At 67.8% G+C, this 16,326-nt stretch carries 14 protein-coding genes; 9 read left to right on the forward strand and 5 right to left on the reverse strand.

Annotated features, from left to right (window positions below; genetic code table 11):
- Positions 1-38 precede the first annotated feature (38 nt).
- From BSP_RS10130 to kdsA, 3 genes are read right to left on the reverse strand one after another with little or no spacing between them, the layout of a single operon-like run.
- Positions 39-1,136 carry a DUF3089 domain-containing protein gene (locus BSP_RS10130; protein ID WP_054765778.1) on the reverse strand — a complete coding sequence of 366 codons (1,098 nt, stop codon included), beginning with the start codon at positions 1,134-1,136 and terminating at the stop codon, positions 39-41.
- Positions 1,133-2,134: an ADP-glyceromanno-heptose 6-epimerase gene (gene rfaD, locus BSP_RS10135; protein WP_227975916.1), complete on the reverse strand. Its 1,002-nt coding sequence runs from the start codon at positions 2,132-2,134 to the stop codon at positions 1,133-1,135. Before rfaD ends, BSP_RS10130 begins: the two co-directional genes overlap by 4 nt.
- A gap of 1 nt (position 2,135) precedes the next feature.
- Positions 2,136-3,005 carry a 3-deoxy-8-phosphooctulonate synthase gene (gene kdsA / locus BSP_RS10140; protein WP_370513357.1) on the reverse strand — a complete coding sequence of 290 codons (870 nt, stop codon included), beginning with the start codon at positions 3,003-3,005 and terminating at the stop codon, positions 2,136-2,138.
- A 100-nt stretch (positions 3,006-3,105) separates the two neighbouring features.
- Here kdsA and BSP_RS10145 point away from each other — a divergent pair, with 100 nt between their 5' ends.
- From BSP_RS10145 to sseA, 3 genes are read left to right on the forward strand one after another with little or no spacing between them, the layout of a single operon-like run.
- Positions 3,106-4,557 carry a deoxyribodipyrimidine photo-lyase gene (locus BSP_RS10145; protein WP_152950267.1) on the forward strand — a complete coding sequence of 484 codons (1,452 nt, stop codon included), beginning with the start codon at positions 3,106-3,108 and terminating at the stop codon, positions 4,555-4,557.
- A gap of 22 nt (positions 4,558-4,579) precedes the next feature.
- Positions 4,580-5,800 carry a cyclopropane-fatty-acyl-phospholipid synthase family protein gene (locus BSP_RS10150; protein ID WP_152950268.1) on the forward strand — a complete coding sequence of 407 codons (1,221 nt, stop codon included), beginning with the start codon at positions 4,580-4,582 and terminating at the stop codon, positions 5,798-5,800.
- A gap of 15 nt (positions 5,801-5,815) precedes the next feature.
- Positions 5,816-6,664, forward strand: a complete 849-nt coding sequence (gene sseA, locus BSP_RS10155; protein WP_152950269.1) for a 3-mercaptopyruvate sulfurtransferase — start codon at positions 5,816-5,818, stop codon at positions 6,662-6,664.
- Between the two features lie 6 nt (positions 6,665-6,670).
- On the opposite strand, the gene BSP_RS10160 is transcribed toward sseA, so the two are convergent.
- Positions 6,671-7,999: a dicarboxylate/amino acid:cation symporter gene (locus BSP_RS10160; protein WP_152950270.1), complete on the reverse strand. Its 1,329-nt coding sequence runs from the start codon at positions 7,997-7,999 to the stop codon at positions 6,671-6,673.
- A 33-nt stretch (positions 8,000-8,032) separates the two neighbouring features.
- A complete protein-coding gene (locus BSP_RS10165; protein WP_227975917.1) occupies positions 8,033-9,130 on the reverse strand; it encodes an amino acid ABC transporter substrate-binding protein in 1,098 nt (365 codons plus the stop codon).
- A 77-nt stretch (positions 9,131-9,207) separates the two neighbouring features.
- Between BSP_RS10165 and metC the strand changes: the two genes are divergently transcribed.
- The 6 genes from metC to BSP_RS10195 all read left to right on the forward strand — a co-directional run bounded on the left by metC (position 9,208) and on the right by BSP_RS10195 (position 16,326).
- Positions 9,208-10,386, forward strand: a complete 1,179-nt coding sequence (metC, locus tag BSP_RS10170) for a cystathionine beta-lyase (protein ID WP_054765784.1) — start codon at positions 9,208-9,210, stop codon at positions 10,384-10,386.
- Positions 10,387-10,408: 22 nt separating this feature from the next.
- Entirely contained in the window at positions 10,409-11,758 is a 1,350-nt protein-coding gene (locus tag BSP_RS10175) for an O-antigen ligase (protein ID WP_224762051.1), read from the forward strand.
- Positions 11,733-13,808: a DNA topoisomerase IV subunit B gene (locus BSP_RS10180; protein WP_054765785.1), complete on the forward strand. Its 2,076-nt coding sequence runs from the start codon at positions 11,733-11,735 to the stop codon at positions 13,806-13,808. The genes BSP_RS10175 and BSP_RS10180 overlap by 26 nt, the downstream gene beginning before the upstream one ends.
- Positions 13,809-13,889: 81 nt before the next feature.
- Positions 13,890-15,251, forward strand: coding sequence for a bifunctional UDP-N-acetylglucosamine diphosphorylase/glucosamine-1-phosphate N-acetyltransferase GlmU (gene glmU / locus BSP_RS10185; protein ID WP_054765786.1), 1,362 nt, complete (start codon positions 13,890-13,892; stop codon positions 15,249-15,251).
- On the forward strand, positions 15,248-15,931 hold the full coding sequence (gene rpiA, locus BSP_RS10190; RefSeq protein WP_152950271.1) for a ribose-5-phosphate isomerase RpiA: 684 nt from the start codon (positions 15,248-15,250) through the stop codon (positions 15,929-15,931). Before glmU ends, rpiA begins: the two co-directional genes overlap by 4 nt.
- Before the next feature lie 62 nt (positions 15,932-15,993).
- Entirely contained in the window at positions 15,994-16,326 is a 333-nt protein-coding gene (locus tag BSP_RS10195; protein ID WP_152950272.1) for a hypothetical protein, read from the forward strand.

Below are 16,326 nucleotides of genomic sequence, written 5' to 3' on the forward strand. Positions count from 1 at the left end.
GCGGCTGCGCCATAAAAACCGGACGCGAGACGACCGTTTCAGCCCGCCCGAGCGGCGTAAACCGCCAGACGCTCCGCAACATCGTCTTCAATATCACCATAGAACAAGTTGTAAGGGCGGGCTTTTCGTCGATCCGCCCAACTCCCTCTTTCCTTGAAGGACTCCAGATCAGGCCAGCTGTGGCGCAGCAATCCGTCGCGGCACTGGGTCTCGACCTCCCGCGCCATCAGGGCCGGCCTTGCGCCCCATTCCAGGCCGGTGGCGTTGGTGGCGCCGCGATGAAGCCGTGCGGGGACGCGCGCTTCGCCCGTTCCGCCCGTCACCGGATTGACGCAGACCGGGCGGCGGCCCGCAAGATCGACGAACTGTCCGCGCTCGTCCCAAACCGTCGCCCGTCGAAGCCGGCGATGCGCGGCCGCATCATCGGGAGCGCCGACTTGAGACCAGGCGACGACGCAGTGGATCTGCCGCCGGTCGGCGCAGGGCGGCGTGTCGGCCGGCAGGTTTTCGACGGCGATGATGGCGTCCATCAGATAGGCCGCGACCATCCGGCTTCTTAGCGCGGGATCAGGCGCGATCCGTTCCCGGATCAAACGATCCAGAAGATCGGCCCCCTGCTCCACCCCCGCCAGGACGATGGGGCCCGTCGGATGGCGACCCAGCCAGACGTCGAAGGCGGACAGAATATCGTCATAGGCGAAGGCGCGCGCTTCGCGCGCGTCGTCGCGCAGGGTCAGCCGCGTATAGAGGCTGGCCTGCCTATAGCGGGGCGCGCTGACGGCGCCGGCGCGAGCGAAGGGTCCGGCGTAGTTCGGCAGAACCACGCGCTCCAGATAGGCGTCGGCCTTCTTGTCGCCGATCGCGCCGTTCCAGTCGCGGCCGCCGTCGAAGGTCGTTGAGTGGACGAAGAAGACATTGGCCGCGCCGGATCCTTGAACCCGCGCGTCCAGAAGGGCCCAGGCCGAGGGCTGGGCGTAGTCGGGCGCCGGGGGCGGGCGATAGGTCTGAAACGGAATCTGCGGATCAAGGGCGGCGCGCAGAATGTCGCCCCGCCAAACGGCCACCGCCGCCGTCAACAGAAAGACCAGGACAAAGCCGCTGTATCCAATCCATTGACGCAATGTCAGATGTTTCATCGATAAGGGTCTGGCTGAGAAAGGAATTGCTGAACATAGCGCCGCACTCCCTCTTCCAGAGGCGTCGCCTGTCCCTCGAAACCCGCAGCCCGGATGCGATCCATCCGCGCCTGGGTGAAATACTGGTATCGGTCGCGGATGACCTCCGGCATGTCGATATAGGCGATCGCCTCAGGCTTGCCGGCTGCGGCGAAGGTGGCGCGCGCCAGGTCGGCGAAGGAGCGGGCCTGGCCCGATCCGGCGTTGAAGATCCCCGAGACCTGAGGCGATTGCAGCAGGAACTCGATCACATCGACCACATCGTCCACATAGACGAAGTCCCTCAGCTGACCCCCGTCAGCATAGGCGGGGTTGTGCGAGCGGAAGAGGCTGACGGTCTCGCCCGCCGCCACCTTGGGCCAGATCTGGGCGACGACCGACTTCATCCCGCCCTTGTGGCCCTCGTTCGGTCCATAGACGTTGAAGAATTTCAGCCCGGCCCATTGCGGCGGCGCCTGGTCCCGGTCCGCCTGTCGAACCGCGTACTGGTCGAACAGAAGCTTGGAATAGCCATAGGCGTTCAGGGGCCGCAGCTGCCCCAGGGACAGGGCGTCGTCATCGTCGTTGAACCCCGTCTCGCCGTCGCCGTAGGTGGCCGCCGAGGAGGCGTAGATCAGGCGGACGTTGCGGATGGCGCACCAGTCCCAGAGATCGCGCGACAGGGTGAAGTTGGTCCGCAGGATCAGGTCCGCATCCGGTTCGGTCGTCGAGGAGATCGCGCCCATATGGACCACGGCCTCGATCCGTTCGGCATGGCGCTCCAGCTGGTCGAACATCTCCTCGGGAGACCAGAAATCCGCGATCGGATGTTTGGCCAGATTCCGCCACTTGCCCAGATCGGCCGTCTCCAGCCGATCACAGACGATGACGTCATAGGCCGTCTCCTTCGTCAGCCGGGCCACGATGTTGGAGCCGATGAAGCCGGCTCCGCCGGTCACCACGATCATCCGGGGCGTCATGTCAGGCCTGGGTCGTCTTGGCGCCGATCTGGATGGCCAGATCGTCGAAGGCGATCAGCTGGGCCGCCAAGGCCTCGAACTGATCCAGCGGCACCATGTTCGGGCCGTCCGACGGAGCGTTGTCGGGGGCCGGGTGGGTCTCCATGAAGACCGCGTCCACGCCCACGGAGACGGCGGCGCGGGCCAGAACCGGCACGAACTCGCGCTGGCCGCCCGACGAGGTGCCCTGCCCGCCCGGCTGCTGCACGCTGTGGGTCGCATCGAACACGACCGGGCAGCCGATGTCGCGCAGCACCGGAAGCGCCCGCATGTCGCTGACCAGGGTGTTGTAGCCGAAGCTGGCGCCCCGTTCGCACGCCATGACGTTCGGATTGCCGGCCCCAACCACTTTGGCCACGACATTCTTCATGTCCCAGGGGGCCAGGAACTGGCCCTTCTTGATGTTGATCGCCTTGCCGGTCGCGGCCGCAGCCAGCAGCAGGTCGGTCTGGCGGCTCAAAAAGGCCGGGATCTGCAGCACGTCGACCACCTCGCCGACGGGTCCGCACTGCGCCTCGGAGTGGACGTCGGTCAGGGTCGGCAGGCCCGTCACCTCGCGGATCTCGGCGAAGATCGGCAGGGAGTCCTTCAGGCCGATTCCCCGCGCCGCATTGGCGCTGGTCCGGTTCGCCTTGTCGAAACTGGTCTTGTAGATGATGCCGACCTTCAGCCGCTCGCCGATTTCCTTCAGCGCATGGGCCGTCTCCAGCGCGTGCTGACGGCTCTCCATCTGGCAGGGGCCGGCGATGAAGACGATTCGGGCGCCGCCGCCGATGACGACAGGCGTCCGAAGACCTTCGGACAACGTAATGACGGCGTTGGGTCGGCTCACGAGGCGGCTCTTTCGAAGTTCAGGCGTTATGGGAGCGGCGTTTGCCGCAGCTATGAGGCCATCAGGTGGCGCTCATTTCCCGTGAGCGCAAGCTATCATCATGGAGTTCGCCTGCGTGGCCCCCAAGCCTGTCGTCCTTTGGTTTCGCCGCGACCTTCGCTTGCACGACAATCCCGCCCTCAACCAGGCCGCCGCGACCGGCCGTCCGATCCTGCCGGTCTTCATCCTGGACCGCGACCCGGACCGCCCGGCGGGCGCCGCCTCGCTGTGGTGGCTGGACAAGTCTCTGCGCGCCCTGGACGCCGCGCTGCGCCAGCGAGGATCGCGGCTGATCCTGCGGCGGGGCGAGGCCCTGGTGCAGCTTCAGGTGTTGATCCAAGAAACCGGCGCCGACGCCGTCTTCATGAACCGTCTATTCGAGCCCGCCGCCTTCGCTCGCGACGCCGAGATCGCCCATGAGCTGAAGTCGGCCGGCGTCGACTGCCGAGGCTTCAACGCGTCGCTCCTGGCGCGGCCGGGCGCCGTACTGAACGGGTCGGGCGCGCCCTACCAGGTCTTCACCCCCTTTATGAAGGCCCTGCTGGCGAAGATTGAGCCGCTGCCGCACACGACCGGACCGCGTCGGATCGAGACCCCGGCCGAGGTGGCGGGCGAGGCGGTGGACGACTGGGGTCTGCACCCCACCCGGCCCGACTGGTCGAAGGGCTTCGACTGGACGCCGGGCGAGGCCGGCGCCGCAGCGGCCCTGTCCGACTTCCTGGCGCGCGGTGCGAAGACCTACGCGGCCGACCGCGACCGCCCCGGCCTGCCGTCCACCAGCCGCCTGTCGCCCCACTTGCACTGGGGCGAGATCAGCCCCTGGCGTGCGGCCCAGCGCGCCCGCGAGGCCGCGCCAGCGGCCGAGGCGGCCAAGTTCGTCTCCGAACTGGGCTGGCGCGACTTCTCTGCCCATCTGCTCCACCATTTCCCGACGATCGTCGACCGCGCCTTCCGCCCGGAATACGAGGCCATGCCCTGGCGGAACGATCCCGAGGGCCTGGCGGCCTGGAAGCGCGGGCGCACCGGCTATCCCCTGGTTGACGGCGGCATGCGTCAACTGTGGACGACCGGCTGGATGCATAACCGGGTGCGGATGGTCGCGGCCTCCTTCTTGGTCAAACATCTGCTGATCGACTGGCGCGAGGGCGAGGCCTGGTTCTGGGACACTCTGGTGGACGCCGACCTGGCCAGCAATGTGCAGAACTGGCAGTGGGTGGCGGGCTCGGGCGCCGACGCCGCCCCCTATTTCCGCATCTTCAATCCCATAGGTCAGGGCGAAAAGTTCGACCCCGACGGCGCCTATGTCCGTCGCTGGGTTCCCGAGCTGCGCCGCCTTCCGGATCGTTGGCTCCATTCGCCGTGGACAGCCCCGGCCGAAGTTCTGCGCGACGCGGGAGTGAGGCTTGGAACGGACTATCCGCACCCTATCTTGGATCATGCCCAGGCGCGTGCGCGCGCCCTCGACGCCCTGAAGACGGTGTCGGGTCGCGATGCGTCCGCTGATCCTGACTGACGACTGAGACAGAGGTTCTTGCATGACTGCCGCCGCTCTAGACATCGAGGCCGCCGCCGCCCGCACGCCACGCGTTTTCGGCCTGCTGCTGCGTCTGCTGGCGTCGAACTGGACCTTCGGCCGCCTCACCGTTCGTCTGCCGAACGGCGAGGTCCATGTGTTGGAGGGCGCGCGTCCCGGCCCCAGCGGCGTGCTTGAAGTCAAGGACTATCGCTTCGCCCGCCGCGTCCTGGCCGCCGGCGACATCGGCTTCGCCGAGGCCTATATGGCCGGTGAATGGGACAGCCCCCATCTGGCCGCCCTGCTGGAGACCCTGGTCGAGAACTATGACCACATCCGCCGCCTGTTCGACGGCAACTGGCTGATGAAGGCGGTCAACTGGCTGGCCCACCGGCGCAACCGCAACAGCCGGACAGGCTCGAAAAAGAACATCCACGCCCACTACGACCTGGGCAACGCCTTCTACTCGACCTGGCTGGACCGTTCGATGACCTATTCCTCGGCCCGGTTCGACGGCGCCGACCGGTCGCTGGAGGCCGCGCAGCAGGCCAAATACGCCGCCCTGGCCCGGATGATGGACCTCAAGCCCGGCATGTCGGTGCTGGAGATCGGCTGCGGCTGGGGCGGCTTCGCCGAGTTCGCCGCCCGCGAGATCGGCGCCCAGGTCACCGGCCTGACCATTTCGAAGGAACAGTACGATTTCGCCCGCCGGCGCCTGTTCAACGCCGGCCTTTCGGACCGGGCGACGATCGAACTGACCGACTATCGCGACGTCCAGGGTCGGTTCGACCGCGTCGCCTCCATCGAGATGTTCGAGGCGGTCGGCAAGGAATACTGGCCCGCCTATTTCGGCAAGATCCACGAGGTGCTGAAGCCCGGCGGCCGCGCCGGCCTCCAGATCATCACCATCCAGGAGCCCCTGTTCGACGAATACAACGCCCGCACCGACTTCATCCAGAAATACGTCTTCCCCGGCGGCATGCTGCCGTCGGAAGAGCGGCTGAAGCCGGTCGTCGCCGCCGCCGGCCTGACCTGGGGCCCCATCGAGCGGTTCGGTCTGGACTATGCCGAGACGCTGAAGCTCTGGGACGATCGCTTCCAGGCCGCCTGGTCCGACATCCGGCGCATCACCGGTTTCGACGAGCGGTTCCGCCGCCTGTGGCGCTTCTATCTGGCCTATTGCGAGGCGGGCTTCCGATCGCGGCGGACCGATGTGGTGCAACTGGTGCTGGACCGCGCCTGACATTAGGCTGGGGCCATGACCCAGACCTCGCCCCTCTTTCCCCTGATTTCCACAGGGGATCTCGCCGCCCTGACGGACGATCCGTCGCTGCGCATACTGGACGCCAGCTGGCATCTGGACGGACGGGACGGCCGGGCCGAGTTCGCGGTCGAACATATTCCCGGCGCCCGATTCTTCGATCTGGACGGCGTCTCGGACGGCTCCAGCGGCCTGCCCCACATGCTGCCCTCGCCCGCAGCCTTTGCATCCGCCCTGTCGGACCTGGGGATCGGCGAGACGGACCGGGTGGTGGTCTATGATTCCGTCGGCCTGTTCTCGGCGGCCCGCGTTCGCTGGATGCTGAAGGTCATGGGCGCCGCCCATGTCCAGGTGCTGGACGGCGGTCTGCCGAAGTGGAAGTCCGAGGGACGCCCCGTCGAAGCCGGGACCCCGCCTTCGCCTTCGCCCGCTCGTTTCACCCCGGATTTCGACGCGGGCGCAGTCGCCGGTCTGGATGATGTGCGCGCCGCCCTCGCTGAGGGGATTCAGGTCGCCGACGCCCGTGGTCCCGCCCGCTTCGCCGGCCAGGCGGCGGAACCCCGACCCGGCGTCCGTGCGGGCCATATGCCCGGCGCGATCAACCTGCCCTACGCCGCCCTGATCGACAGCGACGGTCGCCTGAAACAGGGCGCGTCCCTGGATGACGTCCTGGCCGCCGCCGGACTGGACCCGGCCCGACCGGTCGTGACGACCTGCGGATCAGGCGTCACGGCCGCAATCATCAGCCTGGCGCTCGAAACCCTGGGGCGGCCGTCGCGCCTGTATGATGGATCATGGGCTGAATGGGGATCTCGAACCGACACCCCCGTCGCCACCGGGGCCTGACGCCGCTCAGGCCAGGATCGGCGGCGAGGCCGGGGTTTCGGTGATCGGCTCGACCGGCTCGTCCTTCTCGCCGCGCGAGACGACGGTGGCCAGCACCAGGTCGCCGGTGACGTTCAGCGTCGTGCGGCACATGTCCAGGAAGCGATCGACGCCCAGGATCAGACCGATCCCTTCCGGCGGCACCTTCACCATGACCAGGATCATGGCCACCACGGGCAGTGAGCCGGCCGGAACGCCCGCCGTGCCGATTCCCCCCAGGATGCAGACCAGCATGACGATCAACTGCTGGGTCAGGCTCAGCTCGACGTTGAAGAACTGGGCCAGGAACAGCACCGTCACTCCCTCGAACAGGGCCGTGCCGTTCTGGTTGGCGGTGGCGCCGACGGTCAGAACGAAGCGGGCGATCTTGCGCGGCAGTTTCAACTCGTGCTCGGCCGCCTTCAGCGACACCGGCAGGGAGGCGTTGGATGAGGCGGTGGAGAAGGCCACCACCATGGGCTCGCGCACCGCCTTGAAGAAGCCGAACGGCGAGCGTCCGCCCAGAATCCAGATGACCAGGGGATAGACCAGGAACATATGGATCGCCATGGCCCCCACGGCGACGCCGACGAAGGCGGCCAGACGCACCAGCAGATCCCAGCCGAACAGGGCCGCCAGATTGAACATCAGGCAGGCGATGGCGATGGGCGCCAGTTTAATGAAGAGGTTGATCAGCTTCATCGTGACTTCGAGAATGCCTTCGATGACCTGCTGGAGGCGGTCGGTGGCGGGGCTCTTGGCCATGACCAGGCCGATGCCGAAGAACAGGGCGAAAACCATGAGCGGCAGGATCTGGTTCTCCGCCGCCGCCGTGACCGCGTTGGACGGAACCAGGTCTAGGAAGAAGTCTCCGAGCTGGATGGTCTCCGGCGCATTCTGGACGATCCCGGCCGCGCCGTCGCGGCCCTGCTCCAGCAACTGTTGAGCCATGGCCGGATCGACGCCGCGACCGGGCTGCAACAGATTGACCATCACCAGCCCTATGACCACGGCGATGCCGGACACCAATATGGTCAGAAGCAGGGTCCTGATCCCCGCCCGGCCAAGGGCGTTCAGATCCCCCATCTCCGCCACCCCGATGACCAGGGCTGAGAACAGCAAGGGGATCACCATCATGAACAGCAGGCGCAGGAAGATCTGACCGGCCGGGCCGGTGACGTTGTCGGTCAGCCAGACGACCCAGGGCGTGTCGCCGCCGAGGGTCAAGTTGACCCAAAGGCCGGCGGCCAAGCCGACGGTGAAGCCGATCAGCATCAGCCAGTGGAGCGCCAAGCCCCCGCGTTTGGTCTCAGTCATCTGTCCCCCAGAAAACGATGCAAGTCGTCGCGCTTAACGGATCGGCAATCCATAGATCAAGCCGGGCGGCCGACCGTTCCACTGTGCGTTCAATCCGCGTGCCAGGTCGAGCGGCGATTGAGATCCCAGGTTTCGATCAAAGATTTCGCCATAGTTGCCGACTGCGGAAACAGCGTCCTTCGCCCAGGTCTTCGACAGGCCCAGCATGGCTCCGAAATCCCCCTCTGCGCCCAGCAGACGCCGGATCCGCGGGTCGCGGGCGTCTTCGGCTTGGGCTTCGACATTCTCCTGGGTCACGCCCAGTTCTTCGGCCAGGATGACGGCGTTGAGGGTCCAGCGGACCACGTCGGCCCAGCGTTCGTCTCCTGCGCGGACGACTGGTCCCAGCGGCTCCTTGGACACCACGTCTGACAATATCGTGTGCGCCTGGGAATCGGCCAGGACGGCGCGCGCAGCGGCCAGGGCCGAAATGTCGGCGCTCAGGGCGTCGCAGTCCTCGCGGCCATAGGCGTCGCGCGCCGCCTCCTCCGTGGGCAAGACGACAGGCCGGTACGGGATCCCCCGTGACCTGAAGAAGTCGTCGGCGTTGGCCTGGGCGGTCGAGCCGGCCTGGACGCAGACCCGCGCCCCATTCAGCTCAGTCGCGCTGTTCAGGCTGAGTGACCGCCGCACCAGAAAGCCCTGGCCGTCGTAATAGTTGACGCCGGCGAAGACGAAGCCTTCGCCGGCGTCGCGGCTCATGGTCCAGGATGAGTTGCGCCAAAGGACGTCGATCCTGCCCTCATCCAAGGCGGCGAACCGGTCTGAGGCCGACAGGGGCACGAAGCGCACCGCCTCGGCGTCGCCCAGGATCGCCGCCGCCATGGCCCGGCAGAAGTCGGCGTCGAAACCTCGCCATTGCCCGCGATTGTCGGTGTGGGCGAAGCCCACCAGACCCTGATGCACCCCGCAATTGAGCCGCCCGCGGCGCTTGACCGCCGCCAGGGTCGGACTTTCGGGACGATCGGTCGTCACCGCCGGCGCCGGGACCGGGGGGGCGTCGTCTTCGGCGGCGCGTCTCGTGTCGTCGCGGCCGCAAGCCGCCGCCGCCAACAGCAGGACCGTCATCGCTCCGATCGCCATGATCCGCATCGCGTTCGTCTCCTCCGCTTGCGCCAGGCCGACTTTAGAGGCCTTTAGACCCTGATCCGCAAGCCATCGGAGAGGCCATGTCGCCGCATTCGGACCGCACCCGCCTGATCTCGTCCGCCACACGCCGGGGGCAGGGCCGCCGTCCGGTCAATCCGCCCGTCGAGCGGGCCTCGACCATGCTCAGCGACCGTGCGGCGGCCATGCGAGATAACGCTGATGGCCCGACCTACGGCCTGGACGGCGGGACGGCCGCGCGCCAGCTGCGGGCCGCCCTGGCCGATCTGGAAGGGGCCGAGGACGCCTTTATCGTCCCCTCCGGCCTCGCCGCCGTCACCGTGCCTTTGCTGGCCCTGACCCGGCCGGGCGACGAGGTGATCACGACCGACGCCCTCTATGGTCCGTCGCGACGCTTTCTGTCCCGCTACCAGGCCGCGCGTGGCGTCACGTCACGATTTTTGCCGGCCGATGCGGATGCTGAAACGGTGATCGCCGCGATCGGGCCGCGCACCCGCCTGGTCCTGATGGAGTCGCCCGCCTCCCTGACGTTTGAAATGATCGACGTCGAGGCGGTGGCTCGGGCCTGTCGAGAACGCGGCGTGCTCAGCATGATCGACAACACCTGGGGCGCCGGCCTGGCCTTCAAACCCCTGGCCCACGGCGTGGACGTCAGCGTCCAGGCCCTGACCAAATATGTTTCCGGCCATTCCGACGTCCTGATGGGCGGGATCGCCGTCACGGATTCAGCCTGTCGCCGGGCGATCGCAGATACGATCGAAGACCTGGGCTGGCACGTTTCGCCCGACGACGCCTGGCTGGCCCTGCGTGGCCTGCGCACCCTGCCGCTGCGCTACGCCGAGCAGGGTCGGTCGGGTCTGATCATCGCCGAATGGCTGCAGGCCCGGCCCGAGGTGTCCCGCGTCCTTTATCCGCCCCTGCCCGGCTCTGTCGGCCATGAGCTGTGGACACGCGACTTCACCGGCGCCGCCTCCCTGATGGGGGTCGTTCTGAAGGGGGGGACCGAGGCCGCCGGCCAGGCCCTGCTTGATGCCCTCAGCCTGTTCGGCATGGGCTATTCCTGGGGCGGATTCGAAAGCCTGATCACCCACGAAACCCATCAGACGGCCTCTCGCGTCTACCCGCCCGCCTTGGAGGGAGAGCTGATCCGACTGCATGTGGGGCTGGAAGATCCGTCGGACCTGATTGCGGACCTGGAGCGGGGACTGGCGGCCTTCCGCGCCGCGCTCACCCTTCCTTAAGCGGGCGGCGTCACCCTTGGGCGTGCGCGCCTCGCCTGACCGATTCGATCAGCCGACCGATCCGCCCGCCTGGGAGCAGTGGGCGGCGGGCTTCGTCGTCTTCATGCTGACCGGCGCCCTTTTCGCCCCTGTCTTTGCGCCGGACCAGAGCGAGACCCCCATGCTGCGGTTCCTGTGGCTGCCGGTCTATGCGGTGACGGCGGGGTTGATCGTCTTCCGGTTCGAGCGCGTCATTCGCGCCTGGCCGGCCTGGCTGGCGGTGGGCGCCCTGATCGGCCTGGCCTATGTCTCCCAGTACTGGTCGATCGATGCGGAGGTGACGGAGCGGCGCGTCATCGCCCTGGCGATCAACAGCGCCTTCGCCGTCTATCTGGGCGCCGTCTTTCATGGCTCCGCCCTGCCGCGCCTGCTGATGCGCGCCGGCCTGGTGATGGCGATCGGCAGCCTGATCATGGTCTTTCTGTTTCCTCGGATCGGGGTGCACCAGTTGGACAACGCCGGCCTGTGGCGCGGGCTCTGGTACGAAAAGAACCAGATGGGCCTGGTCATGGTGGTCGGCGCCGTCTCGGCCGCCGCCGTTCTTGTCGCCGATCATCTGGCTGACAATGGCCGCAAACCCTGGATCGCCCTCCTGACCCTGGCCCTCACCACGCTTTTGGTGGTCGCCACCCAGTCCAAGACCTCCCTGCTGTGCCTGATCCTGGGGGTCGGCATGGTCGGGGGCTGGTGGGTGCTTCGCCAAGGCGGAGCCGCCGTCACCGTGGTTGCGGTCTGGTTGGGGGTCGTCATGGCGGCCGGCGGCGCCTGGCTTTGGAATACCCAGTCCGCCGTCATCCTGGAAGCCCTGGGCAAGGATCCCTCCCTGACCGGCCGGACCCTGATTTGGGAGGCGTTGATGCGCAAGGTGGCCGACCGTCCCTGGACCGGCTACGGTTTCAGCGCCTTCTGGGGCGTGGACTCCATCCCCGCGCGCGAGATCCGAATAGAGACCCAATGGCCGGTTCCCTCGGCCCACAACGGCTGGATCGACCTTCTGGTCCAGCTGGGCTGGCCCGGCGCCGTCCTCGTGGGTTTGGTCATGGCCGTTTCGGCGGTGATGATTCTGGCCCGGCTGAACGGAATGGGCGCGCGCGAGGGTTTCTGGAGCCTGGGCTATATGACGGGCTTCTTCGTCCTGAGCCTTTCGGAGAGCGTGCTTCTGACCCACGCCAACCTGCCCTGGGTGCTGATGCTGGCGATTTTGGCCCGCGCCGTGACCTTCGATCCCGTTCCGGTACGACCGCCGCTTGCTCGACCGGCCCAGCGGGCCTACCAGAACCGGCCCCGAATCGCCTCAGACTATGTGAATGGCCGCCGACCTCTTCGCTTTTGACGACACGCCCCAGCCTCAGAAGCCGGAGGCGCCCAAGCCTGCCCCCACGCCGGCTGCAACGCCTGCAGCGCCGGCGGCGCCCGCCCCTGCGCCCGCACCGCCCCCGGCCGCTGCGGTCCCCGGCGGCTATTCCGCCTCCTCGATCGAGGTGCTGGAAGGCCTGGAGCCCGTCCGCAAACGCCCCGGCATGTATATCGGCGGCACCGACGAACGCGCCCTGCACCACCTGTTCGCCGAAGTCCTCGACAACGCCATGGACGAGGCGGTGGCCCGCCACGCCCGGCTGATCACCGTCGACCTGGACGCCGAAGGCTATCTGTCCGTCCGCGACGACGGCCGCGGCATCCCCGTCGACCCCCACCCCAAACACCCCGGCAAGTCGGCGCTGGAGGTGGTCATGACCGTCCTCCACTCGGGCGGCAAATTCTCGGGCAAGGCCTATGAGACCTCGGGCGGTCTGCACGGCGTCGGCGTCTCGGTCGTCAACGCCCTCAGCGAAAGCGTCGAGGTCACCGTCTGGCGCGACGGTTTCGAGTGGAGGCAGGCCTTCTCGCGCGGCCACGTGTTGGCCCCGATCCAGCAGGTCGGCCCGTCCAAGAAGCGCGGCACCCTGATCCGCTTCAAGCCGGACGAGCAGATCTTCGGCGTCGGCGCGGCCTTCAAGCCCGCCCGCCTGTTCCGCATGGCGCGCTCCAAGGCCTATCTGTTCCGCGGCGTCGAGATCAAATGGACCTGCGCCCCCGAACGGATCACCGACGCCACCCCGGCCCAGGCCCTGCTCCACTTCCCCGGCGGCCTGGCCGACGCCCTGGCCGACCGCATCGGTCAGCTGGAGACCGTCACCCCCACCTTCGCCGGCCGCGCCGAGCGTCAGGGCGAGGCGGGCGCCTTCGAATGGGCGGTCACCTGGTCGCCCGCCGGTTTCGGCGAGGCGGACGGCTTCATCCAGTCCTACTGCAACACCGTCTCCACCCCCGACGGCGGCACGCACGAAGCCGGCTTCCGCGCGGCCCTGGTCAAGGGGCTCAAGGCCTATGGCGAACTGACCAATGAGAAGCGCGCCTCGGTCATCACCGCCGAGGACGTCATCGCCAACGCTGGCGCCCTGATCAGCGTCTTCATCCGCAATCCCGAGTTCCAGGGCCAGACCAAGGACCGTCTGTCCTCGCCCGAGGGGGCGCGGATCGTCGAACAGCTGCTGCGCGACCCGCTGGACCACTGGCTGACCGAAAGCCCGAAACAGGCCAACGCCCTGCTCGGCTTCGTCATCGACCGGGCCGAAGACCGGCTGCGCCGCCGCAAGGACAAGGAGGTCCAGCGCGCCGCCGCCACCCGCAAGCTGCGCCTGCCCGGCAAACTGTCCGACTGCTCCCGTCAGGCCGCCGAGGGCACCGAACTCTTCATCGTCGAAGGCGATTCGGCCGGCGGCTCGGCCAAACAGGCGCGCGACCGCACCACCCAGGCCATCCTGCCCCTGCGCGGCAAAATCCTGAACGTCGCGTCGGCCACGGCGGACAAGCTGCGCCAGAACGTCGAACTGTCCGATCTGGCCCTGGCGCTCGGCGTCCAGCCCGGCAATCGCTTCAACATCGACGACCTCCGCTACGAGCGGATCATCATCATGACCGACGCCGACGTGGACGGCGCCCATATCGCGGCCCTGCTGATCACCTTCTTCTATCGTGTCATGCCTGAGACCATCCGTCAGGGCCGGGTCTTCATGGCCCTGCCGCCGCTGTACCGGATCTCGGCCGGCCCCTTGAGCGAATACGCCCGCGACGACGCCCACCGCGACGAGCTTCTGGCCACCGTCTTCAAGGGCAAGAAGACCGAGATCGGCCGGTTCAAGGGCCTGGGCGAAATGATGGCCTCCCAGCTGAAGGAGACCACCATGGACCCGAAGAAGCGCACCCTGGCCCGGATCACAGTGCCGGACGCCGAGGCGAGCATCGAGGATTTGGTCGAACGGCTGATGGGCAAGCGGGCTGAGGCCCGTTTCCAGTTTATCCAGGAAAACGCCCAGTTCGTGAAGGAAGAGCTGGACGTCTGATCCCGCCCGCCACGCCCCCGTGACGCCTGGACCCAGGCGCGCTAGAGGGCGACAGACCAAGACCGACAGCCGGATCGATCCATGACCCAGACGCCGCCCCGCGCCGCCATCATCCTCGCCGCCGGCCAGGGCACGCGGATGAAATCGCCCCTGCCCAAGGTGCTGCATCCGGTCGGCGGGCGCGCCATGCTGGATCACGCCATTGACGCCGCCGAGGCCCTAGGCTGCGAGCGGGTGGTCGTGGTGGTGGGCGAGCATTCGCCGGAGGTCCGGGCCCACGTCGTCAACCGCCTGGGCGAGGCTGCGATCGCTGTCCAGGACCCGCCCCTGGGCACCGGTCACGCCGTGCGCGCCGCCGAACAGGCTCTGGCCGGGTTCGAAGGAGACGTGGTCGTCACCTATGGCGACGTCCCCCTGCTGAAGGCCGCCGACATCGCGCCTGTCTTCGGCGCGTCGGGGGTCACCGTGATCGGTTTCGAAGCCCGCGACCCGGGCGCCTATGGCCGTCTGATCCTCGAGGGCGACATCCTGACCGCCATCACGGAGGCCAAGGAGGCCTCGCCCGAGGTGCTGGCCGTCACGGCCTGCAACTCGGGCGTCATGGCCGCGCCGGCCGCCCTGCTTTTTTCCCTGTTGGCCCAGGTCCGCAACGACAACGCCAAGGGCGAATACTATCTGACTGACGTCGTCGAACTGGCGCGCAAGGCCGGCCATCCCACCCGCGCCGTCTTCGCCGACGAGGACGCGGTCATGGGCGTCAACGCCCAGGCGGAACTGGCCCAGGCCGAGGCCCTGTTCCAAAAGGTTCAGCGCGAGACCTTCTTAGCCGCCGGCGTGACCATGAGCGCGCCGGATACCGTCCACTTCGCCTGGGACACCCAGGTCGGAGGCGGAACGGTGATCGAACCCTATGTGGTCTTCGGGCCGGGCGCGGTGATCGAGGGCGGGGCGCGCATCCGCAGCTTCAGCCATATCGAGGGCGCGCGCGTCGCGGCCGGGTCGGAGGTCGGCCCCTACGCCCGGCTGCGGCCAGGCGCGGACCTGGGCAGGGGCGCCAAGGTCGGCAACTTCGTCGAGGTCAAGAACGTCCGTATGGCCGAGGGCGCCAAGGCCAATCACCTGGCCTATCTGGGCGACGGATCGGTCGGCGCCGGCGCCAACATCGGGGCGGGAACAATCTTCTGCAACTATGACGGCTTCAACAAGGCGCAGACCGAGGTCGGTGCCGGCGCCTTCGTCGGCTCCAATTCCAGTCTCGTCGCCCCCGTGACGGTCGGCGCGGGCGCCCTGGTCGCCTCCGGCTCCGTCATCACCGAGGACGTGCCGGCCGACGCCCTCGCCTTCGGCCGGGCCCGCCAGACGAACAGGCCGCAAGCCGCCGCCGACTTCCGTGAAAAGGCCAAGGCCAAGAAGGAGGCGGCCAAGGCCGCTAAGCTGAAATGAGCGATCTGCAAAAGAAGAACGCCGGCGAAGCCGCCGCCCAGCATGTCGAGCCCGGCATGGTGGTGGGCCTGGGCACCGGCTCGACGGCCGCCTGGTTCGTCAAGGCTCTGGCCGCCCGCAATCTGTCCGGTCTGCGGTGCGTCCCCACATCCGAAAAGACCGCCGACCTGGCGCGCGATCTGGGACTGACCCTATCGACGCTGGAAGACACGCCGCGCATCGACCTGACGGTCGACGGCGCGGACGAGGTCGGTCCCGGCCTGGCCCTGATCAAGGGGGGCGGCGCCGCCCTGTTGCGTGAGAAACTGGTGTGGGAGGCCTCCAGCCGCTGCATCGTCATCGCCGACGCCGCCAAGGTGGTTCCGGTGCTCGGCGCCTTTCCCCTGCCGATCGAGGTCGTCGCCTTCGGGCACAAGACCACGGCCAATCGCATCGCCGACGTCCTGGTCGACCATGATATCCATGCGCCGGCGCGCGTGCGCCAGGCGGATCGCGGTCTGGTTCGCACCGACGGCGGCAATCTGATCTATGACGCGGCTTGCAAGGCTATCCACGACCCGGTGCGCCTGGCCGACGACCTGAAGCTGATCACCGGCGTGGTCGAACACGGCCTGTTCCTCGACCTGGCCGACCTCGCCATCATCGGCACGGACAAGGGCGTGGACACGCTTCTGCCCTAGGAGTCTCGGAACGACCTGGCGCCCTAGCCGCTATCCCTTTTCACCCGAAAAGGACGCGAACCATGCCGCACCAGAACTCTGAGTCTCCGACCGCAACGGCGCAGAACGCCGTCAACGAGCCGCAAGTCCCGAACGATGAGGCGCGCGAGCAGCACGTCACCGTCCATCCCGAGGCGAAATCCTATGCCGCCGACGACTATCGCGACGCAGCGCTCGCCCCTCCGGCCGCTGGAGAAGTCGCCGATTATGCGGACGACGGCGAAGCGCTGGACGAGCCCTTCCAGCAAGGCGGCGACAAGACCAATCGCCCGTATCGAACGGAAGTGATGAGCGGACAGGGGCCGAAGACCCGGGCGGCCAACGCCCGAATCGTGAAGGGGCGCCCTGCCGGCTGA

The organism is Brevundimonas sp. Bb-A, assembly GCF_009394735.1.
Taxonomy (GTDB): Bacteria; Pseudomonadota; Alphaproteobacteria; order Caulobacterales; family Caulobacteraceae; genus Brevundimonas; species Brevundimonas aurantiaca.